Annotated in this window: 31 protein-coding genes; 22 read left to right on the forward strand and 9 right to left on the reverse strand. The window is 57.6% G+C overall.

The window, feature by feature from the left end; translation table 11 throughout:
- The first annotated feature begins 72 nt into the window (after positions 1-72).
- The 9 genes from ACP7B1_RS08210 (at position 73) to ACP7B1_RS08250 (ending at position 7085) form a co-directional block, all read left to right on the forward strand.
- Positions 73-756 (forward strand): MtnX-like HAD-IB family phosphatase, encoded by a 684-nt coding sequence (locus ACP7B1_RS08210; protein WP_223613344.1) that lies wholly within the window; start codon positions 73-75, stop codon positions 754-756.
- A 23-nt stretch (positions 757-779) separates the two neighbouring features.
- The gene (locus ACP7B1_RS08215) at positions 780-2201 is read left to right on the forward strand and encodes an aspartate aminotransferase family protein (protein WP_346307038.1); all 1422 of its coding nucleotides are present in this window, start codon (positions 780-782) and stop codon (positions 2199-2201) included.
- A gap of 4 nt (positions 2202-2205) precedes the next feature.
- Positions 2206-3159: an arginase family protein gene (locus ACP7B1_RS08220; RefSeq protein ID WP_346307037.1), complete on the forward strand. Its 954-nt coding sequence runs from the start codon at positions 2206-2208 to the stop codon at positions 3157-3159.
- Positions 3156-3509 (forward strand): EamA family transporter, encoded by a 354-nt coding sequence (locus ACP7B1_RS08225; protein WP_346307036.1) that lies wholly within the window; start codon positions 3156-3158, stop codon positions 3507-3509. The genes ACP7B1_RS08220 and ACP7B1_RS08225 overlap by 4 nt, the downstream gene beginning before the upstream one ends.
- Entirely contained in the window at positions 3506-4381 is an 876-nt protein-coding gene (locus ACP7B1_RS08230) for a fatty acid desaturase family protein (protein ID WP_346307035.1), read from the forward strand. Before ACP7B1_RS08225 ends, ACP7B1_RS08230 begins: the two co-directional genes overlap by 4 nt.
- Positions 4368-5186, forward strand: coding sequence for an alpha/beta hydrolase (locus tag ACP7B1_RS08235; RefSeq protein WP_223613338.1), 819 nt, complete (start codon positions 4368-4370; stop codon positions 5184-5186). Before ACP7B1_RS08230 ends, ACP7B1_RS08235 begins: the two co-directional genes overlap by 14 nt.
- Complete coding sequence (locus ACP7B1_RS08240) at positions 5167-6345, forward strand: GNAT family N-acetyltransferase (protein WP_346307034.1); 1179 nt, start codon at positions 5167-5169, stop codon at positions 6343-6345. Before ACP7B1_RS08235 ends, ACP7B1_RS08240 begins: the two co-directional genes overlap by 20 nt.
- Entirely contained in the window at positions 6342-6758 is a 417-nt protein-coding gene (locus tag ACP7B1_RS08245) for an EamA family transporter (protein ID WP_346307033.1), read from the forward strand. Before ACP7B1_RS08240 ends, ACP7B1_RS08245 begins: the two co-directional genes overlap by 4 nt.
- An 81-nt stretch (positions 6759-6839) precedes the next feature.
- Positions 6840-7085 carry a hypothetical protein gene (locus ACP7B1_RS08250; protein WP_223613335.1) on the forward strand — a complete coding sequence of 82 codons (246 nt, stop codon included), beginning with the start codon at positions 6840-6842 and terminating at the stop codon, positions 7083-7085.
- Between the two features lie 4 nt (positions 7086-7089).
- On the opposite strand, the gene ACP7B1_RS08255 is transcribed toward ACP7B1_RS08250, so the two are convergent.
- Positions 7090-7554 (reverse strand): flavin reductase family protein, encoded by a 465-nt coding sequence (locus ACP7B1_RS08255; RefSeq protein WP_403177599.1) that lies wholly within the window; start codon positions 7552-7554, stop codon positions 7090-7092.
- A 507-nt stretch (positions 7555-8061) separates the two neighbouring features.
- Here ACP7B1_RS08255 and ACP7B1_RS08260 point away from each other — a divergent pair.
- From ACP7B1_RS08260 to bfr, 12 genes are all read left to right on the forward strand, one after another.
- On the forward strand, positions 8062-8250 hold the full coding sequence (locus ACP7B1_RS08260; RefSeq protein WP_346307032.1) for a hypothetical protein: 189 nt from the start codon (positions 8062-8064) through the stop codon (positions 8248-8250).
- Between the two features lie 72 nt (positions 8251-8322).
- The gene (locus ACP7B1_RS08265) at positions 8323-9405 is read left to right on the forward strand and encodes an alkene reductase (RefSeq protein ID WP_346307031.1); all 1083 of its coding nucleotides are present in this window, start codon (positions 8323-8325) and stop codon (positions 9403-9405) included.
- Between the two features lie 193 nt (positions 9406-9598).
- Complete coding sequence (locus ACP7B1_RS08270) at positions 9599-9757, forward strand: hypothetical protein (RefSeq protein WP_223613330.1); 159 nt, start codon at positions 9599-9601, stop codon at positions 9755-9757.
- A 203-nt stretch (positions 9758-9960) separates the two neighbouring features.
- On the forward strand, positions 9961-10143 hold the full coding sequence (locus tag ACP7B1_RS08275) for a hypothetical protein (RefSeq protein WP_223613329.1): 183 nt from the start codon (positions 9961-9963) through the stop codon (positions 10141-10143).
- A gap of 134 nt (positions 10144-10277) precedes the next feature.
- On the forward strand, positions 10278-10640 hold the full coding sequence (locus ACP7B1_RS08280) for a putative quinol monooxygenase (RefSeq protein ID WP_346307030.1): 363 nt from the start codon (positions 10278-10280) through the stop codon (positions 10638-10640).
- Between the two features lie 105 nt (positions 10641-10745).
- Positions 10746-10985 (forward strand): hypothetical protein, encoded by a 240-nt coding sequence (locus tag ACP7B1_RS08285; RefSeq protein ID WP_346307029.1) that lies wholly within the window; start codon positions 10746-10748, stop codon positions 10983-10985.
- A gap of 92 nt (positions 10986-11077) precedes the next feature.
- Positions 11078-11386, forward strand: a complete 309-nt coding sequence (locus ACP7B1_RS08290; RefSeq protein WP_346307028.1) for a hypothetical protein — start codon at positions 11078-11080, stop codon at positions 11384-11386.
- Positions 11387-11698: 312 nt separating this feature from the next.
- Positions 11699-11944 carry a hypothetical protein gene (locus ACP7B1_RS08295; RefSeq protein ID WP_105732755.1) on the forward strand — a complete coding sequence of 82 codons (246 nt, stop codon included), beginning with the start codon at positions 11699-11701 and terminating at the stop codon, positions 11942-11944.
- Between the two features lie 143 nt (positions 11945-12087).
- Complete coding sequence (rirA, locus tag ACP7B1_RS08300) at positions 12088-12549, forward strand: iron-responsive transcriptional regulator RirA (protein ID WP_223613325.1); 462 nt, start codon at positions 12088-12090, stop codon at positions 12547-12549.
- A gap of 69 nt (positions 12550-12618) precedes the next feature.
- Positions 12619-12933 carry an antibiotic biosynthesis monooxygenase family protein gene (locus tag ACP7B1_RS08305; RefSeq protein ID WP_288191552.1) on the forward strand — a complete coding sequence of 105 codons (315 nt, stop codon included), beginning with the start codon at positions 12619-12621 and terminating at the stop codon, positions 12931-12933.
- A gap of 423 nt (positions 12934-13356) precedes the next feature.
- A complete protein-coding gene (locus tag ACP7B1_RS08310) occupies positions 13357-13668 on the forward strand; it encodes a (2Fe-2S)-binding protein (RefSeq protein WP_223613323.1) in 312 nt (103 codons plus the stop codon).
- Complete coding sequence (bfr, locus tag ACP7B1_RS08315; protein ID WP_346307026.1) at positions 13634-14119, forward strand: bacterioferritin; 486 nt, start codon at positions 13634-13636, stop codon at positions 14117-14119. The genes ACP7B1_RS08310 and bfr overlap by 35 nt, the downstream gene beginning before the upstream one ends.
- A 66-nt stretch (positions 14120-14185) precedes the next feature.
- On the opposite strand, the gene ACP7B1_RS08320 is transcribed toward bfr, so the two are convergent.
- The 6 genes from ACP7B1_RS08320 to pcsA all read right to left on the reverse strand — a co-directional run bounded on the left by ACP7B1_RS08320 (position 14186) and on the right by pcsA (position 20776).
- Positions 14186-15253 (reverse strand): BMP family ABC transporter substrate-binding protein, encoded by a 1068-nt coding sequence (locus tag ACP7B1_RS08320; RefSeq protein ID WP_288191553.1) that lies wholly within the window; start codon positions 15251-15253, stop codon positions 14186-14188.
- A gap of 56 nt (positions 15254-15309) precedes the next feature.
- Positions 15310-16230 carry an ABC transporter permease gene (locus ACP7B1_RS08325; protein WP_223613321.1) on the reverse strand — a complete coding sequence of 307 codons (921 nt, stop codon included), beginning with the start codon at positions 16228-16230 and terminating at the stop codon, positions 15310-15312.
- Position 16231: 1 nt separating this feature from the next.
- Positions 16232-17323, reverse strand: coding sequence for an ABC transporter permease (locus ACP7B1_RS08330; RefSeq protein WP_346307025.1), 1092 nt, complete (start codon positions 17321-17323; stop codon positions 16232-16234).
- Positions 17323-18906 (reverse strand): ABC transporter ATP-binding protein, encoded by a 1584-nt coding sequence (locus ACP7B1_RS08335; RefSeq protein WP_346307024.1) that lies wholly within the window; start codon positions 18904-18906, stop codon positions 17323-17325. Before ACP7B1_RS08335 ends, ACP7B1_RS08330 begins: the two co-directional genes overlap by 1 nt.
- 140 nt (positions 18907-19046) lie before the next feature.
- Positions 19047-20024 (reverse strand): quinone oxidoreductase, encoded by a 978-nt coding sequence (locus ACP7B1_RS08340; protein ID WP_346307048.1) that lies wholly within the window; start codon positions 20022-20024, stop codon positions 19047-19049.
- Positions 20024-20776 (reverse strand): phosphatidylcholine synthase, encoded by a 753-nt coding sequence (pcsA, locus tag ACP7B1_RS08345; RefSeq protein ID WP_223613318.1) that lies wholly within the window; start codon positions 20774-20776, stop codon positions 20024-20026. Before pcsA ends, ACP7B1_RS08340 begins: the two co-directional genes overlap by 1 nt.
- A 162-nt stretch (positions 20777-20938) precedes the next feature.
- Here pcsA and ACP7B1_RS08350 point away from each other — a divergent pair, with 162 nt between their 5' ends.
- Entirely contained in the window at positions 20939-22138 is a 1200-nt protein-coding gene (locus ACP7B1_RS08350; protein WP_346307023.1) for a UbiH/UbiF family hydroxylase, read from the forward strand.
- Here the strand turns inward: ACP7B1_RS08350 and ACP7B1_RS08355 are convergent.
- Together ACP7B1_RS08355 and ACP7B1_RS08360 are read right to left on the reverse strand one after the other, a co-directional pair.
- Entirely contained in the window at positions 22135-23481 is a 1347-nt protein-coding gene (locus ACP7B1_RS08355) for an Nramp family divalent metal transporter (protein ID WP_346307022.1), read from the reverse strand. The genes ACP7B1_RS08350 and ACP7B1_RS08355 overlap by 4 nt on opposite strands.
- 341 nt (positions 23482-23822) lie before the next feature.
- Entirely contained in the window at positions 23823-24464 is a 642-nt protein-coding gene (locus ACP7B1_RS08360; protein WP_346307021.1) for a class I SAM-dependent methyltransferase, read from the reverse strand.
- Positions 24465-24472 lie beyond the last annotated feature (8 nt).

Genomic DNA, 24472 nt, shown 5'->3' on the forward strand with positions numbered 1-24472 from the left:
ATCATCTTCGCATAATTTAGCGATCATCCATCGATGCTAGAAGCTCCTCACGTTCGCACGAGGAGTGTCTGCATGCATGTATTTTGTGATTTTGATGGCACCATTTCGCTTGAGGACGCTACCGATTTCATTCTGGAACGATTAGCCAGCCCTGCCTGGGAGGATATCGAACAGCAATGGAAGCAGGGCCTCATTGGTTCCGCTGAATGCATGGCACGCCAGATTGCCCTGATCGAAGCAACGCATCAGGAACTGGACAGCGCGCTTGATGACATCGCCATTGATCCGACCTTCCCTGCCTTTATCGACTTCTGCTGGGCCCAGGGCATTCCGGTCACGATCATCAGCGACGGTGTCGACTATTTCATCAAACGCATCCTTGCCCGGCACAAGCTCGATTATCTACCGGTCATCGCCAACAAGCTGACGATCTCCGGTGTGAATGGTCACACCCGCTATGAACTCAGTTCACCGTACAGCGATATCGATTGTTCGTCAGCCGCCGGTGTCTGCAAATGCCGTTCCGTCGAGGCCTTCGATACGCGGGTCTATATCGGCGACGGCCGCTCCGATTTCTGCGTCTCCGACAAGCCGGAACTGGTCTTCGCCAAGGACAAGCTGGCCGAGTTCTGCACGGAACAAGCCATTCCGTTTGTCGGCTACGAGAACTTTTCCGATCTTACCCAGAGCCTGAAGAATGCGCTCCCCGGCTTCAACCGCCATCACGAGAGCGCTCCCCGTTACGCCACGGCGTAAAAATGCAACAGAAGAGAATCTTCATGAAAACCAACCTTGCCATCGAGCAGAATGACAATGCTGCCCCCAAGCAGATCTCCGAAGCCGAACTTCGCGCCCTTGAGCAGGAATATTGCTCGCATGGCGATACGGTTCACTATACCGATCATCCGATGTTCTTCGACCGGTGCGAAGGCTCCTACGTCTACGACGCCAAGGACACCCCGTTCCTCGACCTGCAGATGTGGTATTCGGCGGTCAATTTCGGCTACCGCAATCCGCGCCTGAACGCCGCGGCGCATCGCCAGCTGGATACGCTTCCCCAGGTTGCCTCGCAGTACCTGCATCGCGAAAAGGTTGAACTGGCAGCCATGATCGCCAAGGATGCCGAGCGCAAGTTCGGTGCCAAGGGCCGTGTTCATTTCAACGTCGGCGGTTCGCAGGCCGTTGAAGACTCACTCAAGCTGGTGCGCAACTATACCGGCGGCAAGAGCCTGATGTTCGCCTTCGAGGGTGGTTATCACGGCCGCACGCTCGGTGCATCCGCGATCACCTCGAGCTATCGCTATCGCCGCCGCTACGGTCATTTCGGCGACCGCGCCCAGTTCATCGAATTCCCCTACCACTTCCGCGGCCCCAAGGGCATGAGCAAGGAAGAGTATGGTCATTATTGCGTTCAGAAGTTCGCCCGCCTGTTCGAAAGCGAATATAACGGCGTGTGGGATCCGAAGACCGGCAAGGCCGAATACGCCGCCTTCTATGTCGAGCCGATCCAGGGCACCGGCGGCTATGTCATTCCGCCGATGAACTTCTTCAAGGAACTCAAGAAGGTCCTTGATGATCATGGCATTCTGCTCGTGGTCGACGAAATCCAGATGGGCGTCTACCGCACAGGCAAGCTGTGGTCGATCGAGCATTTCGGCGTGACACCCGATGCACTCGTGTTCGGCAAGGCAATCACCAACGGCCTCAACCCGCTGTCCGGTGTGTGGGCCAAGGAAGAGATGATCAATCCCGGCATTTTCCCGCCCGGCTCCACCCATTCGACCTTCGCCAGCAACCCGATGGGTACCGCTGTTGCCCTCGAAACCATGAAAATGCTCGAAGAAGAAGACTTCGGCGCAGCCGTCATGGAAAAGGGTGCCTATTTCCTCGATGGTCTGAAAGAGCTGCAGAAGCGTCATCCCACCATCGGCGACGTGGACGGCCTCGGCCTCGCGCTGCGTGTCGAGATCTGCAAGGAAGACGGCTTCACGCCCGACAAGGCAGCGCTCGACTGGATGGCCGATGAAGGCATGAAGGGCGATCTGGTCGTCGGCAACAAGAAGTACGGTCTCGTGCTCGATGTTGGCGGCTACTACAAGAACGTCATCACCTTGGCACCAAACCTGCTGATTACCCGTGAGGAAATCGACCTGGCGCTCACCCTGCTCGATCAGCTTTTCACACGCGCCGCCAAGAGATAATCGGATGCAACTCCTCCTTCTTCACCTTGATGATGCGCTGGAGTTGCAACCCGACTTCGTGCGCGCCTGTATGCGAACCGGCGCGCGCCAGATCCACGCGGAAGACCACGGCCTGATGGTTCGTCTGTGGGGCCACCAGACGGCCATCGATGCCCTCGACGGCTGTCTTTCCCGGCAAATGGTTGGCGATCAGAAGCAACCGCATCTGTGTTTCATGGGATCGGGCGATTTCCACCATGTCAGCGCCCTGCTGGTCGCGGCCGCCCTTGAAAACAATCCTGGCCCGGCAACGCTCATTCACTTCGACAATCATCCGGACTGGGTGCATTTCGGCAACGGCATGCATTGCGGCTCGTGGATAAACCGCGCCCTGCAGCATCCCGGCCTCGAAAAGATTGTGACAATCGGTGTCTGCAGCGACGATCTGACCAATCCCGAACGCAAGGGCGCCAACCTGTCCCTGCTGCAGCAGGGACAACTGGAACTTTATCCCTATAGCCATGCGCCAAGCCGGGTGCACAAGAACTATGGCAGCGGTGCCAGCTATGAGCAGAAAAACGGTGTCTTGAGCTGGAAGACAATCTCGGAGATCGGTGAAGACAATTTCATCGGTCAGCTGTTGTCGCGCATCAAGACCGAGGCCGTGTACCTCACCATCGACAAGGATGTGCTGGTGCACGATGATGCCATCACCAATTGGGACCAGGGACACATGCGTCTGCCCTATGTGCTGTCTCTCATAACCGAGATCAGCAAGCGCCACCGGATTATCGGTGCGGACGTGACCGGTGACTATTCGACGCCGTCCTATGCCGGCAACTTGTGGACGCGCTTCACCAAGCGTGCGGAAATCTTCATTGACCAGCCGCACACGACGCCCGACCCGGTGCTCACAACCAATATCAACAGTGCTGCGAACCATGCATTGCTGGAAGTCCTGTCGGAGGCCATGGGATGACCGGCACCCTCACCCCTGCCATGCTGGCCCTGATCGCGTTCTGTGTGCTGACAGAGACCGCACGGGAAGTCTGCTTCAAGCATTCCGCTGACAACGAAACACTGTCCGCAGCTTTGCTCAAACCCATGACCTGGCTCGGCGTCTTTTTCTGGGCTCTCGAACTCGTCGGCTGGACGATCGTGCTCGAACACGTGCCGCTGTCGATTGCCTTCCCGCTCATGGCCTTGAGCTATGTCGTCATCGTGCTCGCCGGAGCATGGATATTCAAAGAACAAATCAACCTTCGCCACGCAGCCGGTGTGCTGTTCATCACAGCCGGCGTGGCTTGTGTAGGAGCAACAGGATTATGAAACTCTTCGCTCATACAAGGTGGGATATAGCGCCTGTTCTGGCAGCCATCGCTCACCTTCTCTTCAATATCTATCTGGTTGTCGGCTTCGAAAGCCGCCCTCTGTGGCTGTCGCTCGTTCTCGGCGGGTTCTATGCAGTATCGATCTCGTGGAACATCAACAGCATTTCGCACAACTTCATCCACACGCCCTACTTCAAGCCGCGTGCGATGAATTATGCCTTCAGCCTGCTCGAATCGATCACGATCGGTTTCTCGCAGACCTATTATCATTGGATTCACATGCGCCATCACTCGGGCAACAGCGACCGTCCGAACGAAAAGGGTGAAACCATCGACTGGCTGTCGATTTATCGCCACGGCAAGAATGGCGAGCCGGAAAATGTATGGAGCTATACGTTCCTGAGCTTCTTCCGCGACAGCCTCGGCGATATTCACAAGGCCATCGGCAAGAACCGCCCGTTTGACGCCAAGTGGGGCCGTTTCGAACTCTATGCATTTCTGGGGCTGGCAGCGATCGGCTTCCTTTATGACTGGAAGGCAATGCTGTTCTTCGTTCCCTTCTACTATCTGGGGAATTGTCTCTCCTCGCTCAACGGCTATTACGAACACCTCAACGGCGACCCGGAAGAACCCATCGCCTGGGGCGTCAGCAGCCATAACCGCTTCTACAACTGGCTGTGGTTCGGCAACGGCTACCATGCCGAGCACCACTATCGTCCGAAGACCCATTGGACCGAACTGCGCACCTTCCACGAGAAGATCAAGGAAGACCAGGACAAGGCTGGCGTCCACGTCATCAGCACCTGCCATGCGCTGGGCTTCATGGCCAAGGAAAACAGAAACCCGGATATGATCGATGCAGATGTCTGATGGATTGAGCTATTTCCTCGAAGGCTCGAATGGCAAAGGTGTATTGCTTGTTCATGGACTGACGGGTGCCCCGGCAGAAATGAAAATGCTGGCGCGACAGCTGAATCGCAAGGGATACAGCGTCTATGCTCCGCTTCTGGCGGGGCACGGCGTTGACATGGCAACCCTGACGCAAACGCGCTGGCAGGATTGGCTGCACAGCGTCGAGGAAGCGACGGAAAAATTCGCGCCCTACAACAATGAAACATTTGCGGCCGGCATCTGCATCGGCGGCAAATTGTCGATGATGGCCGCACACCGCAAACCGAACAGCATCAAGGCTGTGGCGATCTATTCGCCCTGCTTCCACTATGACGGCTGGAACGTGCCGCACTATTACTGGCTGCTGTCGCCGTTCATCGAACTCCTGTCATACATCCCCTCTGTTGCCCGGCTGAATTTCAGCGAAACATCGGCGCTGGGCATCAAGGATGAACGCATCCGCCGCATGATGGAAAGCATGGAAGCGGAAGGCGTCATCGACAAATTCCCCGGTAAGGGCATTGTCGAGATGTACCGTCTCGGCAAGGAGCTGAAGAAGAACCTGCCGCAGATGCAAACGCCCACACTGATCCTGCATGCGACGGAAGACGATCTGAGCAGCCCGAAACATGCGCGCTACATCAGCCGCCATATTGGCGGGCCGCATCAGTTGAAATGGATCGAAGACAGCTACCATATGATCCACGTGGACCGGCAGCGTCAAAAGGTCGGTGACTATACGGCCGAATTCTTCGAGGCAAACAATGCACCAGCCTATGCATGATCAGTTCCTGCCGCAGACGGCCGCATCGCCGGCAATCCCGGCGGTGGCGCAGGCGCGCGTGTTCGATTCCATCCGCGATATCGGCCACGAAGCATGGAACATGTGCTTTGCCGGGGAAGTCGAGGATTATGACTGCCTGCTGGCCATCGAGGAAGCCGGCATCGCCGGTTTTGCCTTCCGCTATGTCACGGTCGTCGAGAACGGGCGGCTGCTGGCGGCCATGCCGGCGTTCCTGACCGATTATCAGCTGGATACGACATTGGAAGAAGGCCGCCTGCGCCAGTTTCTGCGCCGCATACGGCAAACCTATTCGCGCTTCCTCACACTGAAGCTCGCCTGTCTGGGCTCTCCATGCACCGAGAACGGCGTCACGGGCTTTCATCCCGATCTGCCGGAACAGCGCAAGGCCGAGCTGTTTTCGCTGGTATTGTCTGGATTTGAGCACTACGCCAAGGCGAATGGCTGTTCACTGATCGGGATCAAGGACGTACCGGAGCCAACCACCGAGGCCTTTGCGCCGGTTTTTTCTGATCGTGCCTTCGCCGGCATTCCGGGGTTGCCGACGGCCTGGCTCGACATCAATTTCGACTCCATCGAAACCTATATGTCGCGTCTTTCCTCCGGCACCCGCAAGGATATGCGCCGGAAGATGAAGTCATTCGAAAAGATCCGGATTGAAAACCGATCCGACTTCGGAACGATGCTGCCGCAGGTCATGGCGCTCTACCACGACACCCGCAACCGCAGCGAATGGCAGTTTGAAGAACTGACCGCAGATTATTTCGACGGCGTCCTGCGCCGCATGCAGGGACGGTCATTCTGCACCTTCTACTACGCCGGCGACCAGCTCCTGGCCGCCAATCTGCTCGTGCATGACGGCAACACGCTGATCGACAAGTTCTTCTGCATGAACAGCGCCGAAGGCCGCGCCTACAACCTGTACTACCTGAGCTGGTTCACCAATCTGCGCCATTGCCTGGAACATGGGATGACCCGGTATCAGAGCGGGCAGGCCTATTACGAGAACAAGATTCGTCTCGGCAGCCTGCTCACGCGCAACACCATGTATTTCAAGCACCGCAATCCGGTCGTTCAATGGGCATTGCGGCTGGCTTCGCCGCTCTTCGCTGCGGATGAAACGCTGAAGGACAGCGCATGAAGCCGATCAATCTCGTCTGGTTTGCCATTCCCCTCTTCAACACCCTGTTTCAGGTTTTCATCAAGCTTGCGGCGGAACAGATGACCGGGCTTGGCTTTAATATGGCCTGGCTGATCCACGCCGCCACCTCGCCCTGGATGCTCGCAGCCATTGCCGCCGAAGTCATCTGCTTCGTTTTCTGGCTGCAAGCGCTGGCCCAGCTCGACCTGAGCAAGGCATTTCCCCTGACCGGTATCAGCTATGTGATGATCCTGGCGACCAGCTGGCTGATCTTCCAGGAGGACATCACGCCGCTGCAGATTATCGGCAGCACACTGATTCTGATCGGGGTTTGGCTGATTGGAACAGCATCGGGGGAGCGAAAGGACACGGAACCGTCACTCTCCGGCGCTATACCCCATAAATTGCGTTAGGCGGATGATGTTTGACTGCGTGTCCATATTTCGATGTAATCTGCCATGACAAGACCGCATGCACCGCGAAGGTCAGGACCTATGGATCGCTACGAAACTTTTGCAACCTGGATCTTCATTGCATTTGGCGTGCTGGTTCTTGCCGGATTGATGGCGTTTTCGATCACAAGCAATGACCAGCCGGCATTTCTGTTTGCACTCGGTGCGTCCTGCACCGGGTTTTTTCTGGGCTTTGCCGTCGTTTTCAATCAGCCCAAACTGTATGGCTTGATTCTCCTGGCCACGATTGTCCTCGTGGGCTGCTCGATTGCCGCCATTGTCACCTGACTGATCACTCGACCGGCTGTGTGATGTGCCGGTATGCGCCGTGCCAGTAGAGCAGTGGTTCAGCATTCCGGCGTAACGTGACAGCGCGCACCCGGCCGATGAGAATGCCGTGCGAATGCCGCTCGATGGCATCGTCGAGCTCGCAGTCAAGCACTGTCAGGGCATTCTTCAGCGCCAAGGTTCCCGTGGCCAGCTCCTGCCACTCCGCGTCCAGATAGCGGTCTATCCCCTTGCGCCCGCCACGTCCCGCAAAGCTGTCAGCCACGTGCCGCTGGTCATGCGCCAGAACATTCACGCAGAAACTGCCATGGCGCTGCAGGACCGGCCAGGACGACGAATCCCGGTTGAGACTGACAATCACCGAGGGCGGGTCAATGGCTAGGGATGAAACAGACGTGGCGGTAAACCCCGTGCGGTCGTTGCCGCGTCCGACGGTGACAACGCTCACGGCGCCCGCAAGATGGCGCATGGAATCCTTGAACAAGTCAGCTTCCACGGTCAATTCATGCTGGGCGGCACGCGCCCCGGTCTGAAAGACGGACATTTTTTCCTCATTCATTGGATCATCCTGGGGATCACTCTGGCAGGCGGTCGTTCGATCGGACGGCCACGCACCCCTGCATTGCAGCACATAGGTATAGCGACAAACCAGATTGTGCTTTGCTCAACCTGCGACCATTCGGCAATTTTGTTTTGCGTTTTTTGGCTATTTCGAGAAACCAAATCCAAAACGTCTGCAATGACGACCGGAGAGATGGAGATTGATGGTGCTACGCGCGCCGGAATGGCTCAGACGTGAGTCCCCGGAATCAGCGCCAAGCCACTGCGGAGGCAGCAATGCCATTTTGTCCGCGAATGACGAAAACAGACTGAGAGGAGAACTTATTTCCAGTCATTGGCATTTTGAGACAAAATCATACCCAGGAGGCCATCAAAATAGTAATCTCTATCGTGTTAATCGTCTATCGAATGCCCGATGATTGGCAGCACCCGCATGGAGAGAACGAATCTGATGGCGTCCACTGACTACACGACCACCCGCGTTGCGCCAGCTCAGGCATTCCGGCGCCTCTTCAAAAACAGAGACCGCATGACTGTCGCGGTGATTTTCGCCGTTGCCTTTGCATTCCATCTGGCCGCGTTGTTTAATCTCCTGCCTGCATGATCCAAGATCGGGATGCCGTTCAGGCGATTATTCCCATACCTTCCCGCATGATCCAGATGAGCGGACGATCCCATGGCTTCCCTGTTCTCTTCGCTGACAATCGGTGATCTCACACTGCCAAGCCGGATCGTCATGGCCCCGATGACGCGCCACCGCGCGCTGCACGGGAAAATACCCGGCAGCCTCAATGCGCTTTATTATGCGCAGCGCGCCAGCGCCGGGCTTGTCATCACGGAGTCGACGGAAATCGATCCGCACAGCAGCGTCGAGGTGCCAACCCGCCCGGGCCTTTACAACGACGCGCAGCAAGCCGGCTGGCGCCTGGTAACAGACGCCGTGCACGCAGCGGGCGGGCGGATTTTTGTCCAGCTGTCGCATATGGGCAGAGCCGCCCTTCCCTCGCAATTGCGGGATGGCCGTTGGCCCGTCGGTCCTTCAGCCCTGGCGGCTGCCGGAAAAATCTATACGGCAAACGGTCCCGAACCCTATGTCGAGCCGCAGGCGCTCTCTCTCGATGACATCGCCGGGATTGTCGGTGAATTCGCCGATGCGGCGGCGCGTGCAAAAAATGCCGGGTTTGACGGCATCGAAATTCACGGTGCCAATGGCTATCTCGTCGATCAGTTTCTGCGCGATGGCAGCAATGTCCGCACCGACGGCTATGGCGGTTCGGTGGAAAACCGCTTCCGCTTCCTGCGTGAAATCATCGAGGCGGCGAAGGCGTTTTGGCCGGCGGGCCGCATCGGCGTTCGACTTTCGCCGACCAATCCCTTTCAGGGCATGAGCGACAGCGATCCCGTTGCGCATTTTTCTGGGATAGCCGCCCTGCTCCAGCCTCTTGGCCTTGCTTATCTGCACATTGTGGCACCGGCTGTTGTGCCCGATGGACAAGCCGATGCTGCGCCTGCCATCCGGGCAGCATTTCAAGGTCCGCTGATTGTTGCAGGCGGCTACAGGCGCGAACACGCGGAAGCCGTGCTGGCCAATGGCGGCGCCGATCTGGTTGCCATTGGCGAAGCCTACATCGCCAATCCGGATCTTCCGCAGCGCTGGCGTACCGATGCCACACTCAATGCGGCCGACAAATCGACATTCTATACCACCGACGCCAACGGCTATACGGATTATCCGAGCCTTGAACTTGTTGACGATTGAAAGCGTCAGCAGGAACCAGAATATTTTCACTCCGTGTGGAACCAATCCTTCGCTGAAGCATTGTGTGGGTACTGGTAACCCCAACCAGTCTTGGCTTTCCCCCACAAGCCAACACAGCCCAATCCTCATACCCCTTGAGGATTGGGCTTTTTTCTTTAGCATTGCGGTTCACACAATCGAAACGGAGGAAGCAATGTCCATTGATAGCGCCAAGCAAGCCATCGAGACTGCGATCCATCGCGGTGATTTCAAGAGCATGGGGATTGCCGTCTTCAAGGCAATCAATGCCTTGGAGGAGCGCATCCGGCAAATGGAGGAAGAGATCGCCAGCCTGAAAGCAAAAGTGAACTGAGCTCCGGCCATTCTTTCTTTGAAATGAAAGCTGGCTATGTTAAACTTTTGCCAAGTTGAGTGTAGCGGTACCTTGAGCCTGCGCCGCACTGAAACGATGCGTGATATTTTTATCCAGAGTCCAGTTTGTTAGAGCCAAATCAAGCCTCAACCCGTGAAACCCCTTCCGTTTAGGCAGGGGTTTTGCTTGTAAGGATGACCGCTATGAAAATCGTTCTGACGATTGTCGCGTTGCTTCTGATCATCATGGGCACCGTCTGGGCGTTGCAGGGCCTGAGCATCCTCGGCGGCAGTTTCATGGTCGGCCAGACGCGCTGGCTGTATATTGGTCTCGTCACAATCGTGATCGGTGCCATTCTCCTGGTCTTCGCCACCGTGCGGCGATAGCAGGCGGCCTTCCGCCATTCCGCCCATCCATCCCGTCCAAATCCAGACTTTACAATGCCTTGGCTATGCTTCTGTCTGGATTTGTCAGGAGGCCGCTGATAGAACGGCAGAATGAACGCGGGAGGCGAAGTTTCATGACCGAACTGACAATTATCGTAGAATTCGAGACCCATGAAGGTCGCGAAGAGGAATTCACCACGCTCATTCGCGAGCATGCGCGCAAAACACTGGATGAGGAACCGGGCTGCCTGCGGTTCGAGGTCATCAAACCCATTGCGCGGGACGGCACCCCCATTGCCAACAAGGTCATGGTCAACGAACTCTATGCCAATGAAGCGGCGGTTACCGCCCACGAAAACAATCCGCGCATGGCGAAAGTGCGTGCCGCCAATGCACCATTGCTCAAATCCAGCCGGCTGATCCTGGCCAAGTCGCTGAGCCCCAAGCCGGCCGACGGCATGACCACCATGGAACTGAATGCCAGCAATGACGATTGAGGAGCTATGCCTAACGTCGAATGTCGTCGGGCATCGAAATATGCGATGAACAATTCCAGCACTTTTTCATTCTCTGTCCCTGCCGCGGCTACAAGAAGGTTTCCTGTGAAAAACAAACTGGCACTGGCCATGCTTTTGCCCTGTCTTTTGACCATCAGCAATTGCGGTGCCATGCGCTGGATGGATGAGACATCGAAAGCGTCCGGTCCAACCAGTTGTGCCGGCTGGAACAAGATCCGCATCAAGCCGGAAACAGCCGTCTACCTCGCCCGCAATGATTTCTCGGCCGGAATAGACATCGATTCCCATAATCTCAATGGACAATCGCACGGCTGCTGGAACTGACGGGCCGCGCCTGTCTGTCTGCCGAGCGGGCTTTCTGGAACCAAATGCTGCCGCCACCGTTATTCCCCTGTATCGATGAAAGGAATTCCGGAATGGCAACGAATATATCCAAAGCCCGTGACGCAGCCGAAGAGGATCTGGAAAGCCAGATCGCCGCATTGCGCAAGGAGCTTTCAGGGATAACCCAATCCCTGTCCGACCAGGGTTATGATCTGCTCGACCAGGCGAACGCGACCTACCGTTCGGTCAGGCGGCATGGCCGCAAAGCCGCGCGGTTCGTCGGTGATGAAGCACAGGTCGTGGCAGACAAGGCCAAGGAAAATCCCCTGATCACGGTTGCTGTTATCTCAGCAATTGCCGGGATCGGTCTGCTCGCCGGTTTGAGCGCTTATCGCCGGTAAATGCCCTGCCCTTGAAATGGGCAATGCGGCCACCTACATCAGCTGCAGAAATTCGGCTCCGTCTTTGACCACGGATGTACTGGCACTGGTGTCGAGCCGAATTCGGAAAGGTCGGGAATTCCCGGCCTTTTTTATTGTCTTTTTGCATCAGCCGCACCCTTATGGCGAGACTTTAGTGTGTCATCTGTTGCACCCGTGGGACGGAACATCTATGAAAGACAGGAATACAGCCTTGATCGGGTTGGATGAGGTTTTACATTGAGACTGAGCCCCTTCGATTCCAGGATGGGGTGTTGAGAGCGAGCTGCCTGAATGGACAATTTCGAGAAATACGCACTGGCTTTGATGGTCGTATTCGGTGCCCTTATCATTGGCGGCCTGATGGCCGTCCATATCGCATGGGTCCATAAAGCCGGATTTCTCTACGCATTGGCCGCTGCCATTGTTGTCTGGGCCGCCGGATTTGCCGTTCTGTTTGACAAGCCGCGTGTCTATGGTTTCCTGCTGCTTGTGGCTGCTGCTTTCATTACGGCATCGATCGTCGTTCTGGTTCGCTGATCACGCCTGACCCGGCCTTCCAATGCACCATTGGAAAATATGAAACTTAGGTTCATATTATTATTTACTTTATCAAGAATAATTCTAAAGTAGCGTCTCGTTCCCATAGCATGACCTGATTTCGGGTTGAGAGAGATATTCCCATGCGACTGACCAGACAGACCAATTATGCCATTCGTATTCTGATGTATTGTGCCGCCAATGATGGCAATCTGAGCCGGATCGCCGAAATTGCGCACGCCTACACAGTCTCGGAACTTTTCCTGTTTAAAATCCTGCAGCCGCTCGTTGAAAACGGTTTCATTGAAACCGTACGCGGTCGCAATGGCGGCGTGAAACTCGGCAAGCCTGCCAAGGACATCACCCTTTTCGACGTGGTGCGCGTGACCGAAGAAAACTTTGCCATGGCAGAGTGCTTTGAGAACGATGCCGCGGAATGCCCCTTGATTGACAGCTGCGGTTTGAATGCCGCCTTGCGCAAGGCATTGAATGCCTTCTTCGAGGTGCTCGCCCAGTATTCCATCGATGATATCGTCAAGACGAGAGACGTGCGCGCCCTCCTCGGCATCGACAATCTGGCACCCCGCCTCGCCACGGCGAGCTGACAGAATTCTCTTGGGTGACCGGCCCCGGGATCGGTCGCCAATCACAATCCGTATGAATGGAGTTGCGCCATGTATATCGCCATGAATCGTTTCAAGGTTCAGTCGGGCTCCGAAGACGCGTTTGAAACCGTGTGGAAGTCACGCGACTCCCGGCTGTCCTCGGTGCCCGGCTTTGTCGAATTCCACCTGCTGCGCGGCGCCCGGAACGAGGAAGAGAATTACACCCTCTATGCATCACACACCGTGTGGCGGACCCAGGCGGATTTCACCGCATGGACTCAGTCCGAACATTTTCGTGCTGCGCATCGCAATGCGGGCGATACCAAGCCGAGTTACATCGGACACCCGCAATTCGAGGGGTTTTCCGTGGTCGAGGGCGCCTGATTTAGTCTTTTTGCGACAAATGAGACGTTTTGACACATGCGTAGCCGGCGATGCTTTTTGCCGGTCAGGACGGCAAAATCGACGAAATATGATTGAATTGGTTATGTTATTTTCCCAGTTTAGAATTATTCCAAGCTATTGATATCACGGCATATTCAGCGGCCGGCATTTGACAGAATTCGGACAAACCAGTCTTATAGGATCAGTATTGCGAATAACGCATGACCTTTAATGTTAGGGCCTTGAACCCTTGCGATTGGAGGAACCCTTGTCTGGTTCGAAAGTATTTCCAGGTTGCGGAACAATGTTTCCGGGCCAATTTCTGCAAAGCGCCACCCGTCCTGTCACTAGGAGAAGTTCTGACATTGTAAAACTGTCAGGATTTTCGGGTATTTATTCTTATGAATGTGGCGCTTAGACAACATGCTTGTATGTCATTGCAATATCATCACCCAGAAAGAAATCGAGAATACTATCACTGAACTTCTCGATGCTGACCCGTGGCAACTGATTGTCCCGGCAAAAGTCTACCATGCCATGCAGAAGCGTGGCCGCTGCTGTGGCTGCTTCCCAAACGTCGTTGAAACCATCATAAAGGTGACGGAAGAATATCACCTCCGCCACGGTTCAAACGATTCTGATGCTGTCTCGTTTATCGATCGTGTGCGGGCATTGCGTCACGAATACGGGAGTTCACGGCATGAAAGGCGACAAAAAGGTCATCGAGCGGCTTAACGAGGCACTTTTCCTCGAATTGGGAGCGGTCAACCAGTATTGGTTGCATTATCGCCTGCTGGACGATTGGGGTTACAAGCTGCTCGCCAAGAAGGAGCGCGCCGAATCCATCGAGGAAATGCAGCACGCTGACAAGATCATCGAGCGCATCATCTTCCTCGAAGGCCATCCAAACCTGCAGTCCATCGGCGCCCTGCGCATCGGCCAGAACATCAAGGAAGTTCTGGAAGCCGATCTGGCCGGCGAATATGACGCTGTGAAGTCGTACAAGAAGTCGCGTGAGATCTGCGCGGAAGTGGGCGACTACGTCACCAAGGAACTCTTTGACGAGCTTCTGAAGGACGAGGAAGGCCACATCGATTTCCTCGAGACCCAGCTCGACCTTCTCAAGCGCATCGGCGTCGAGAATTATGGTCAGCTCAATGCGGCGCCAGCCGACTCCGCCGAATAAGCGGCCCATCGCATTCACAAAAAAGGGCGCCCATGGGCGCCCTTTCCTTTTGTATCGCGGCAAACCTTATTTCGGCAGCTTGTCGTCCACGCCGGCAACGTAGAAGTTCATGCCGAGAATGGTCTTGTCGTCGGCGGTTTCACCAGCCTTCAGCCATTCGGAGCCGTCCTGCTTCTTGACCGGACCGGTGAAGGGCTTCAACGCACCGGATGTGATCTTGGCCTGGGTTTCCTCGGCCAGCTTCTTCACATCGTCAGGCATGTTGGTGTAGGGCGCCATGACCACGAGGTTTTCATGCATGCCGTGGAAAACATTGTGGGTCTTCCATGTGCCATCGATCACGGCCTTGGCCCGTTCGATGTAGTAAGGGCCCCAATTGTCGACGATGGCGGTCAACTGGGTTTCCGGGCCGAACTTGATCATGTCGGAAGCCTGGCCGAATGCCTTGATCTTGCGTTCCGCCGCAACCTGCATCGGCGCGGTCGAATCCGTATGCTGGGTGATGATATCGACGCCCTGGTCGACCAGAGCCTTGGCGGCATCGGCTTCCTTGCCCGGATCGAACCAGGCATTGGCCCAGATCACCTTGACCTTGAAGTTCGGGTTGACCGACTGCGCACCCAGCATGAAGGAGTTGATGCCCTGCACCACTTCGGGGATCGGGAATGAACCGATATAACCGGCAACGCCAACCTTGGACAGCTTGGCGGCAATCACGCCCTGTACGTAGCGGCCTTCATAGAAGCGCGAATTGTACACGGCAACATTGTCGGCAGTCTTGTAGCCGGTCGCGTGTTCGAACTTCACATTCGGGAACTTCTGCGCAACCTTGATCGTCGCATCCATGTAGCCGAATGAGGTCGTGAAGATCAGCTTGTTGCCGGCACGCGCCAGACGCTCGATGGAGCGCTCGGCATCGGCGCCTTCAGGCACGCTTTCGAGGAAGGTTGTCTCGACCTTGTCGCCAAGCGCCTTTTCCATTTCCTTGCGGCCCTGATCGTGCTGGTAGGTCCAGCCGAAATCACCGGGCGGTCCGATATAGATGAAGCCGACCTTCAGTTTGTCTTCGGCATGGGCCGCGCCCGCAACGGCAAAGCTGGCAGCCATGGACAGCGCCATAAGCAGTTTTTTCATTCGTGTTCACCTCTCTGTTAAACCAAAAGCCTTGTCTTTTATTCTCGCCCGGCTGCTCAGCGGTCGGGCACGAAGGGTTTGCCGAGGGATGTCGGCGTATTCATCAGGGTCAGCCGCTTGTTCCGCGAAATCAGAACAAGCACGATAATCGTTGCCAGATAAGGCAGCGACGACATGAACTGTGAGGGTATGCCGATGCCAAGCGCCTGGGCGTGCAGCTGGCCGATGGTGACAGCGCCGAAGAGGTAGGCGCCCGCAAGAATCCGCCATGGCCGCCACGAGGCGAACACCACCAGTGCAAGCGCGATCCATCCCCGGCCCGACGTCATGTTTTCCACCCATTGCGGCACATAGACGAGCGATAGTTGCGCACCGGCGAGCCCGGCGCAAGCACCCCCGAACATCACGGCGAGATAACGCACCCGAATAACCCGCACGCCAAGCGCATGCGCCGAGGTATGATTGTCACCGACGGCGCGCAATGTCAGTCCGGCACGGGTGCGGAACAGGAACCATGTGACGCCGATGGTCAGAAGGATCGACATATAGAAAATCGGATCCTGTCCGAACAGGAATTTCCCGACGACCGGTAAATCCGTCAGCACCGGAATATTCAGGGATTGCATCCGCACGCCGGGCAGCCCGACAAAACTCTCGCCGATCATGGCGGAAGCGCCCAGCCCGAGCAGCGTCAAAGCCAGGCCCGTTGCCACCTGATTGGTCACCAGCGTCAGCGTCAGGAAACCGAACAGCAGCGAAAAGGCAGCCCCGGCCAGAATGGCTGCGAACATGCCGAGCCACGCCGATCCGGTGAGCTGCGCAACGCCGAAGCCGGCAACAGCACCCATGATCATCATGCCTTCGACGCCGAGATTGAGTACGCCGGAGCGTTCCACGACAAGTTCGCCCATGGCAGCGATCAGCAAGGGCGTTGCGGCCGTGGCAACCGTCAGGAGAATGGCTTCGAACATACCCATGTCATGCCCCCTTTGCTGCGGCGTCGCTGTGCCGGGTGACGAAGCGGATGCGGTAATAGATGAGCGTGTCGCTCGCCAGCACGAAGAACAGGATGATGCCCTGGAAGATGCGCGCCGATTTCTCGGAAATGCCGAGTGAAACCTGCGCCGCTTCACCGCCCAGATAGGACAGCGCCAGAACCAGCCCTGCGGCGACAATGCCAAGCGGATTGAGACGGCCAAGGAAGGCAACGATGATGGCGGTGAAGCCGTAGCCGGGCGAGATCGTCGTGCGCAATTGGCCGACTGCACCGGAAACCTCGGCAATCCCGGCAAGCCCCGCCAGCGCCCCGGAGACGAGGAACGCGAAGAATGTCAGGCGCCCGGCGCTGAAACCGGCAAAACGCCCTGCCCGCGCGCTGCGCCCCAGCACCTTGATTTCAAAGCCGTTCAGCGTGCGCGCCAGCATGAACCAGACAAGGAGTGCGGCGACAATCGCCAGAACAAATCCCCAATGCGCCCGGCCTGAAGAAGCCCATATCTCGGGAAGGATGGCACTGGAATTGAACTGCACCGTTTCGGGGAAGTTGAAACCCTGCGGGTTGCGCCAAGGGCCGCGCACGATCCAGTCGAGGAACAGCTGCGCCACATAGACCAGCATCAGGCTCGTCAGAATCTCGTTGGTGTTGAACCGCACCTTGAGGAATGCCGGGATGGTCGCATAGGCCATCCCGCCCGCCATGCCCAGCAGCAGCATCATCGGCAGGACATACCAGCCCTGAAAATCCGGAAAAACCACCGGCAGGATCGATCCGGCGATCCCGCCCATAATCAATTGCCCCTCGGCACCGATATTCCAGTTGTTGGAAAGGAAGCAGACGGAGAGCCCCACGGCGATCAGGATCAGCGGCGCTGCCTTCACCAGCAGCTCATGCCACGACCAGATCTCGGTCAGCGGCTCGATGAAATAGGAATAGAGCGCCGAAACCGGGTTCTTGCCAAGCAGCGCAAACAGGATGGCGCCGGCAATCAGCGTGAGGAACAGGGCGATGAACGGCGACAGCGCACTGAACAGCGCTGAATGTTGCGGACGTCTGACCAATTCGACACGCATCAGGCCGCCCCTGCACTTGCATGGGCCGACGCGGTATCGGCACCGCCCATCATCAAACCGACACGTTCCATGTTCATCGCTTCAATCGGGACCGATTGCGACAGGCGCCCATGCACCATGGCGGCAATCCGGTCGGAGATTTCAAAGAGTTCATCGAGATCCTGGCTGATCACGATCACGGCGGAACCGCTGCGCGCAAGATCGACGAGCGCCTGCCGGATATGGGCGGCCGCGCCGGCGTCGACGCCCCAGGTCGGCTGGTTGACCACCAGAACCGATGGATTGCGGTCCAGCTCGCGCCCGATCAGAAACTTCTGGAGGTTTCCGCCGGAAAGCGCTGATGCATCTGGGTTTTCCGCACTTTTACGAACATCCATCTGTGCGACGATCCGCTTTGCCGCAACGGCAAGGCTGGATTGCTGCAGCAGCCGCAACAGGCCGCCGCCGAGGAAGACTTTTCCATCGGTGGCGTAGCGCGACAACAGCAGATTGTCGGTCAGCGACATATTGGGAACCGCACCATGCCCAAGACGCTCCTCCGGCACAAAGGCCGCGCCCAGCCTGCGCCGCGCGGAGATACCGGATCGTCCGGTGTCCCTGCCGCGAATACGGACAATGTCCGGCCGTTCCTGCAGCACTTCGCCGGATATGGCTTCGAACAGTTCGCCCTGTCCGTTGCCGGCGACACCGGCAATGCCAAGAATTTCACCCGGATTGACGGCCAGCCGGATATCATGCAGCGGCACGGAAAACGGGCCGCGCGGCTTCTGCGACAGGCCGTTGACTTCAATCAGTGCCGATTGGGTTGCTGGCGCCGCGTTCGGGCGGCGTTCGATGACGTGGATGTCGCTGCCAACCATCATGCGCGCCAGAGAACTTGCGGTTTCCTGGCGCGGATCGCACTGGCCGACAACCTTGCCGTGGCGCAGCACCGTGGCCCGGTCGCACAGCCGCCGCACCTCTTCCAGCCTGTGGCTGATATAGAGGATCGATTTTCCCTCCGATTTCAACCGCTCCAGCGTGACAAACAACAGGTCGGCTTCCTGCGGCGTCAGCACCGATGTCGGTTCGTCGAGAATGATCAGGTCGGGATTTTGCAGCAGGCAGCGGATAATCTCGATACGCTGGCGCTCGCCAACGGAGAGATCGCCGACCAGCGCATCGGGATCAACCGGCAGACCATAGGTCCGGCCGATGTCCCGCGCCTTTGCGGCGATGGTGTTGAGGTCGGTTTTCTCGTCGAGCGACAGCGCGATGTTCTCGGCGGCAGTCAAGGCATCGAAAAGCGAAAAGTGCTGGAAAACCATGCCGATGCCGAGCGATCTTGCCATTGCCGGATTGGCGACCGCAACCGCTTTGCCCTTCCAGCCGATCTCACCTGAAGTCGGCTGCAGCGCGCCGAACAGCATTTTGACCAGCGTGGATTTGCCAGCGCCGTTTTCCCCTAGGAGGGCGTGAATTTCTCCGGTGCCGATTGTCAGGTCGATCCCGTCGCAGGCTTTCAGAGAGCCGAAAATTTTGGTGAGCCCGGTTGCTTCCAGAAGTGGATGCCCAGCCCCGTTCTTATCGCTTATGCTTGTCATAGTTCCCCACGGCCCAGGACGATTATTCTGAGGTGCCCCTAACCATTTCCGATCCTATGTCGGGCAGCATCGATTTGGGAAGTGCAAAACCAGAGGTTGCGGCCTTTTGCGCACATTATTCGAGCATCATTTTCAGCGGCTTAAGGAATAAGCACCGTAGTCCCGGTCGTTTTGCGCGCTTCAAGATCGCGATGCGCCGTCGCCGCGTCCTTGAGGGCATAGGTCTGACCGATATCGATGCGCACCACACCGCTTTCCACCTGGTCAAAAAGCGCACGCGCTGCATTTTCAAGCGCAGCCCGCGCCGCGACATAGACGAACAATGTCGGCCGCGTCAGGTAGAGGGAGCCCTTGCGCGACAGGATGCCGAGATCGAATGGCGCAACCGGACCGGATGACTGGCCAAAGCAGACGAGCATGCCGCGCGGACGCAGACAGTCCAGCGACCCGTCGAATGTATCCTTGCCGACGGAATCGTAGACCACGTCGACACCCCTTCCGCCGGTAATTTCCTTCACCCGTTCGACAAAGTTCTCGGTGCGATAGTTGATGACATGGTCGAAACCGTTCTCGAGCGCGAGTTTTACCTTCTCGTCCGAACCGGCAGTGCCGATGACGGTCGCGCCGAGATGCTTGGCCCATTGGCCGGCTATCAGCCCGACACCGCCGGCAGCCGCATGAAACAGGATCGTGTCGCCTTTCTTGACCGGAAAGGTTTCCCGCAGGAGGTAATAGGCCGTCATGCCCTTCAGCATCATCGAACCGGCCTGCTGGAAGGAAATGGAGTCCGGGACCTTGACGAGCCGGTCGGCCGGCATGATGCGTTCCTCCGCATAGGCGCCGATCGGATTGACATAGGCGACGCGGTCACCCGGCTTCACATCGGTAACACCAGGACCGACGCTGAGCACGACGCCCGCGCCCTCATTGCCCGGAATGAGCGGCAGACCGCCGGGCGACGGATAGAGGCCGGTGCGGAAATAGACATCGATGAAATTCAGACCGATGGCCTCATTGCGCATACGCACTTCGCCGGGGCCTGGCTCACCGACGGTAACATCTTCATAGACCAGCGCTTCAGGACCACCCGTCTGATGAATACGAATTGCCTTGACCATCATGCCTTCTCCGTCCGTCCAAGATTGGGAAATGCCTGCATCACCGCCCCGATGAGGAACAGGTAGATACCTGTGACCGAAATACCGACCCGCACCCAGAGGGGCGAATCCAGATGCTGGTACAGCGAAAGCACGCCGAAAGCGCACCACAGGAAGAAAATCGTGAGATTCAGCGGCCGCAGGCGCTGCACGCGCACCGGGTGCAGGAAATAGATCGGCAGGAACGAAACGATGGCGGCACCGAGGACAATGGCAAATGCCACCCATTCGCCGGGCTTGACGATGAACAGGGTGAACACCAGCATGTTCCAGACGACCGGAAAGCCCTTGAAGAAGTTTTCCTTCGTCTTCATGCCCGTATCGGCATAGTAGATCGCACTGGATACGACGATGATTGCCGCCGCCAGAAAGGACAGGCCTTCACCCATGAAGCCGCGCTGATACAGCGCGAAGGCCGGGATGAGCACATAGGTCATGTAGTCGATGATGTTGTCGAGCAACTCGCCCGACCAGTTGGGCAGCACATATTTGACTTCGAGCTTGCGCGCGATCGGCCCATCGATACCGTCAACGAACAACGCCAGCCCCAGCCACCAGAACATGGCCGTCCAGCTTCCTTCGCTGGCCGCAACCACCGAGAGGAACGCCAGGAAGGAACCGGAGGCGGTCAGCAAATGCACCGAGAAGGCCTTGGCTTGTGGTGCCGTCACTTTTTTGGGTTTAACGCCCCGGGGCAAAGTTGGTTTTTTCACGGTCCGCGCCAATCTGCTGCATGATACTGATCCGCTTGTCGCTATATGTTACCAAGGACAAACGATTTGCGAGCAGCTTTTCTTGAAAACGACCCAAAGCGCAAGCAATGTTCCTGATATAAACTGTTGAAAGCCAAAACGGCTTGGAAGCGGAGACAGATGATGACCAGCACCCGAACGGATCCCATTGTTGTTGCAGGAACCGGTCATGTCGGCCTGATTGCCGCCATTGCCCTTGGTCAGCACCTTGAAAACGTCGTCAGTCTCGGCGTTATCCCCACCGGCACAGACAAGCGCACGACGGCTCTGATGATGCCCGCCATCCGTTTTCTCCAGCGTATCGGTCTCTGGGATAGCATTGCGCCACATGCTGCGCCCATCGGATCCATGCGCATTCTCGATGGCACCAACCGGCTGGTCAGAAGCCCTGTGGTGACGTTCGAAGCCTCCGAGATCGACGAAGACGCCTTTGGCTACAACATCCCCAATGCCGCGCTCACCAAAACGCTCAGCAATGCGCTGAAGCAATCGCCGGTCCGCCATGTCGCCGCGTCGGCAACCCACTATCATCTGGTGGACAATGCCATGGCGGTCGAAGCCAGTGATGGTTCGGTGTTCACCGCCAACATCGTTATTGCCGCCGATGGCCGCTCGTCCCTGGCCCGGGAAGCAGCGGGCATCTCCGCGCGCACCTGGCAGTACAACCAGACTGCGGTGGTGCTCAGCTTCAGCCACACGCGCGATCATCATGATATTTCAACGGAATTTCACACGGAGCATGGCCCGTTCACGCAGGTGCCGCTTGCGGGGACACGGTCAAGCCTCGTCTGGGTGACGACACCCGCCCATGCGGCGGAACTTCTGGACCTGAATGCGGAACAGCTGGCGGTCCGCGTCGAGGAACGCATGCAGTCCATGCTCGGCGCCGTCACCATCGATGTCGAAGCACAGGCCTGGCCGCTGTCCGGCCTTGTCCCCAACGCCTTTGCCCGCAACCGCGTGTTTCTGGCGGGCGAATCGGCGCATGTGTTTCCGCCCATCGGCGCGCAGGGACTCAATCTCGGCGTCCGGGATGTGGAAACACTGCTTGATACCCTGCCGTCCGATGGCAGCGATCTTGGCGCCACGCCGGTTGTTTCAGCCTATAACCGCAAGCGCAGCCCCGATATCATCGCCCGCACCGGCGCGGTCGACGCGCTGAACCGGTCATTGCTGTCGGATTTCCTGCCCGTGCAGATGGTGCGCAGCGGCGGCCTGGAACTGCTCCGTACCTTCTCGCCGCTGCGAAGTTTTCTCATGCGTGAGGGTCTGCGCCCCGGCAGCGGCTTTCGCTGGCCGCGCCGGGAAGGAAAGCGCGCCTAAACGAGAACAAAGTCCAGCAGCAGCTTGATGTTCAGCACGGCAATCACCACCGCAATGATCATGGCAAGCACCGTGAGCCATTTCGGCGAGACCAGCACACCCATTTTGGTCTTGCTGGCGGTGAAGATAACCAGCGGGAACACGGCGAAGGACAGCTGAAGACTGAGCACGACCTGTGTCAGGATCAAAAGCTTGGCCGTTCCGCTGTCGCCGTACCAGACGGTCACCGCCCCCGCTGGAACAATGGCAATGGCACGGGTGATCAACCGGCGCAGCCAGGGCGCCAGCCTGATTTTCAAAAAGCCTTCCATCACGATCTGTCCGGCCAGCGTCGCCGTCACCGTCGAGTTGATGCCGCAGCACAGCAAGGCGATACCGAACAGGGTCGGGGCGAAACCCCAGCCGAGGAGCGGCGCAAGCAGTGAATGCGCCTCGCCGAGTTCCGCCACTTCGGTCCGCCCCGTCTTGTTGAAGGTCGCGGCGGCAAGGATCAGGATCGCCGCGTTGATGACCAGGGCAAAGGTCAGCGCAATGGTGGAGTCCCACGTGGCATACTTCAGCGCCTGACGCTTTTCCGGCGTGGTGTGGCCGTAGTCGCGCGTCTGGATGATGCCGGAGTGCAGATAGAGATTGTGCGGCATCACCGTCGCGCCGAGAATGCCAAGCGCGAGATAGAGCATTTCCGGGTTGGTGACGATTTCCGTTGTCGGGGCAAATCCCTTGATCACGGCGGCCCAATCGGGATCCGCGAGGAAAATCTGGATGCCGAAGCACAGCGCAATCACGCCCAGCAGCGTGATGATCAGCGCTTCCACCCAGCGGAAGCCAAGCTTTTGCAGATAGAGGATCAGGAAAACGTCGAGCGCGGTGATGAGAACGCCGAGTTCAAGCGGGATGCCGAAAATCAGGTTGAGACCGATCGCGGTGCCGATGACTTCGGCAATGTCCGTGGCAATGATGGCAAGCTCCGCCATGAACCAGAGCGTATAGGCAACCGGCCGTGGAAAGGCATCGCGGCAGGCCTGCGCCAGGTCCCTGCCCGATCCGATTGCCAGACGCGCGCAAAGCGCCTGCAGGACCACGGCCATGATGTTGGAGACCAGCGCGACGACAAGCAGCGTGTAGCCGAACTTCGAACCGCCGGCGAGCGATGTCGCCCAGTTTCCCGGATCCATGTAGCCCACGGCAACCAGATAGCCCGGTCCCACAAAGGCTGCGGCCCTGCGCCAACCCGGTCCCGCTGTCCTGACAGCAACCGAGCGATGCACATCCGAAAGCGATGCATCACCCCGTTCGCGCCGCCAGCCTTCGTCCGTATCGGCTGCCTGCCGCAAGGAATCCATGAAATACCTCTAATCGCAATTGCAAATCATTCGCAATAGTACACAGAAAGCCTTTGCCCACAAGGGCCGTCTTCCTGCGACGAAACAGCCCACATTGGGAAGGAAAGACGCCATCATGTCCGGGAACGCTCGAAAAGCCTGCAGCACGTTTTGTGCGTGGTTCGACAAGCTCACCATGAGGGAAAGCGAGGATTGCAGGGAGCCGTGTTCTGCAACGTTCGCGATTGGCGTGCAGCTCTCCACCTCCCTCATGGTGAGCTTGTCGAACCACGCACAAAGGTCATGCCTGCATTGTCTGGAAAACACAGGCGCTGCGGCAGACAAAACCTACAGGCATCGCCTCAGATCAGTTCAAAAACACCGGCATTCACTTTTGCGTCCGTCACTTGCCCGAAATCCGGCACCGCATATTCCGCAATGAGCTGGAGCCGCTCGCGCGGAAGATGTGCCCGGCCGGGATCGCCGATAAGAACCTTGGCGCCCGCCAGAAGACAGCGATCGAGGAAAAGCAGAACACGCTGCGCGAGGTCGGGCGCGTAAAACAGATCGCCAACAGCAACCAGATCGACAACCATCACCGGGCCAGCCGTCAGATCCGCATGCATCGACGATAAGCAGACACCGTTGAGATCGGCATTGAGCTGTTGCGCAGCAATGGCATTCCCGTCTGTTTCAGCGGCGGTCACATGGATCGCACCTGCCTTTGCCGCCGCTATGCCAACAATCCCTGAACCCGATCCAAGATCCAGCACGCGCTGCCCCTTCACGACCTCCGGGTGATCGAGAAAATAACGGGCGAGCACTGCACCACCCGCCCAATGATAAGCCCAGTATGGCGGTTCGGGATCGGGATTGGCATCGGAGGCGATAAGGCGGCGCAATCCGCTCGCCGGCGTGGCGCTGTGGAGCACAATTTCCGGAACTGCCGGGACAGCCATGACAGGCATATGCGCCTGAATGAATTCCGCACGATCTATGGTCAAAAGCGCTC

Source organism: Phyllobacterium sp. SL163, from assembly GCF_049896885.1.
GTDB lineage: Bacteria > Pseudomonadota > Alphaproteobacteria > Rhizobiales > Rhizobiaceae > Phyllobacterium > Phyllobacterium calauticae.

Coding starts and splice junctions, on each gene's coding strand:
- ACP7B1_RS08250 (WP_223613335.1), top strand. CDS start 6,840: ATGGATCGCTACGAAACTTTTGCAACCTGGATCTTCATTGCATTTGGC.
- ACP7B1_RS08265 (WP_346307031.1), top strand. CDS start 8,323: ATGGCTTCCCTGTTCTCTTCGCTGACAATCGGTGATCTCACACTGCCA.
- ACP7B1_RS08305 (WP_288191552.1), top strand. CDS start 12,619: ATGTATATCGCCATGAATCGTTTCAAGGTTCAGTCGGGCTCCGAAGAC.
- ACP7B1_RS08220 (WP_346307037.1), top strand. CDS start 2,206: ATGCAACTCCTCCTTCTTCACCTTGATGATGCGCTGGAGTTGCAACCC.
- ACP7B1_RS08295 (WP_105732755.1), top strand. CDS start 11,699: ATGGACAATTTCGAGAAATACGCACTGGCTTTGATGGTCGTATTCGGT.
- ACP7B1_RS08290 (WP_346307028.1), top strand. CDS start 11,078: ATGGCAACGAATATATCCAAAGCCCGTGACGCAGCCGAAGAGGATCTG.
- ACP7B1_RS08325 (WP_223613321.1), bottom strand. CDS start 16,230: ATGGGTATGTTCGAAGCCATTCTCCTGACGGTTGCCACGGCCGCAACG.
- ACP7B1_RS08215 (WP_346307038.1), top strand. CDS start 780: ATGAAAACCAACCTTGCCATCGAGCAGAATGACAATGCTGCCCCCAAG.
- ACP7B1_RS08230 (WP_346307035.1), top strand. CDS start 3,506: ATGAAACTCTTCGCTCATACAAGGTGGGATATAGCGCCTGTTCTGGCA.
- ACP7B1_RS08330 (WP_346307025.1), bottom strand. CDS start 17,323: ATGCGTGTCGAATTGGTCAGACGTCCGCAACATTCAGCGCTGTTCAGT.
- ACP7B1_RS08270 (WP_223613330.1), top strand. CDS start 9,599: ATGTCCATTGATAGCGCCAAGCAAGCCATCGAGACTGCGATCCATCGC.
- ACP7B1_RS08340 (WP_346307048.1), bottom strand. CDS start 20,024: ATGGTCAAGGCAATTCGTATTCATCAGACGGGTGGTCCTGAAGCGCTG.
- ACP7B1_RS08275 (WP_223613329.1), top strand. CDS start 9,961: ATGAAAATCGTTCTGACGATTGTCGCGTTGCTTCTGATCATCATGGGC.
- ACP7B1_RS08210 (WP_223613344.1), top strand. CDS start 73: ATGCATGTATTTTGTGATTTTGATGGCACCATTTCGCTTGAGGACGCT.
- ACP7B1_RS08355 (WP_346307022.1), bottom strand. CDS start 23,481: ATGGATTCCTTGCGGCAGGCAGCCGATACGGACGAAGGCTGGCGGCGC.
- ACP7B1_RS08335 (WP_346307024.1), bottom strand. CDS start 18,906: ATGACAAGCATAAGCGATAAGAACGGGGCTGGGCATCCACTTCTGGAA.
- ACP7B1_RS08320 (WP_288191553.1), bottom strand. CDS start 15,253: ATGAAAAAACTGCTTATGGCGCTGTCCATGGCTGCCAGCTTTGCCGTT.
- bfr (WP_346307026.1), top strand. CDS start 13,634: ATGAAAGGCGACAAAAAGGTCATCGAGCGGCTTAACGAGGCACTTTTC.
- ACP7B1_RS08235 (WP_223613338.1), top strand. CDS start 4,368: ATGCAGATGTCTGATGGATTGAGCTATTTCCTCGAAGGCTCGAATGGC.
- ACP7B1_RS08350 (WP_346307023.1), top strand. CDS start 20,939: ATGACCAGCACCCGAACGGATCCCATTGTTGTTGCAGGAACCGGTCAT.
- ACP7B1_RS08260 (WP_346307032.1), top strand. CDS start 8,062: ATGATTGGCAGCACCCGCATGGAGAGAACGAATCTGATGGCGTCCACT.
- ACP7B1_RS08310 (WP_223613323.1), top strand. CDS start 13,357: ATGCTTGTATGTCATTGCAATATCATCACCCAGAAAGAAATCGAGAAT.
- rirA (WP_223613325.1), top strand. CDS start 12,088: ATGCGACTGACCAGACAGACCAATTATGCCATTCGTATTCTGATGTAT.
- ACP7B1_RS08245 (WP_346307033.1), top strand. CDS start 6,342: ATGAAGCCGATCAATCTCGTCTGGTTTGCCATTCCCCTCTTCAACACC.
- ACP7B1_RS08240 (WP_346307034.1), top strand. CDS start 5,167: ATGCACCAGCCTATGCATGATCAGTTCCTGCCGCAGACGGCCGCATCG.
- ACP7B1_RS08255 (WP_403177599.1), bottom strand. CDS start 7,554: ATGCGCCATCTTGCGGGCGCCGTGAGCGTTGTCACCGTCGGACGCGGC.
- ACP7B1_RS08225 (WP_346307036.1), top strand. CDS start 3,156: ATGACCGGCACCCTCACCCCTGCCATGCTGGCCCTGATCGCGTTCTGT.
- ACP7B1_RS08280 (WP_346307030.1), top strand. CDS start 10,278: ATGACCGAACTGACAATTATCGTAGAATTCGAGACCCATGAAGGTCGC.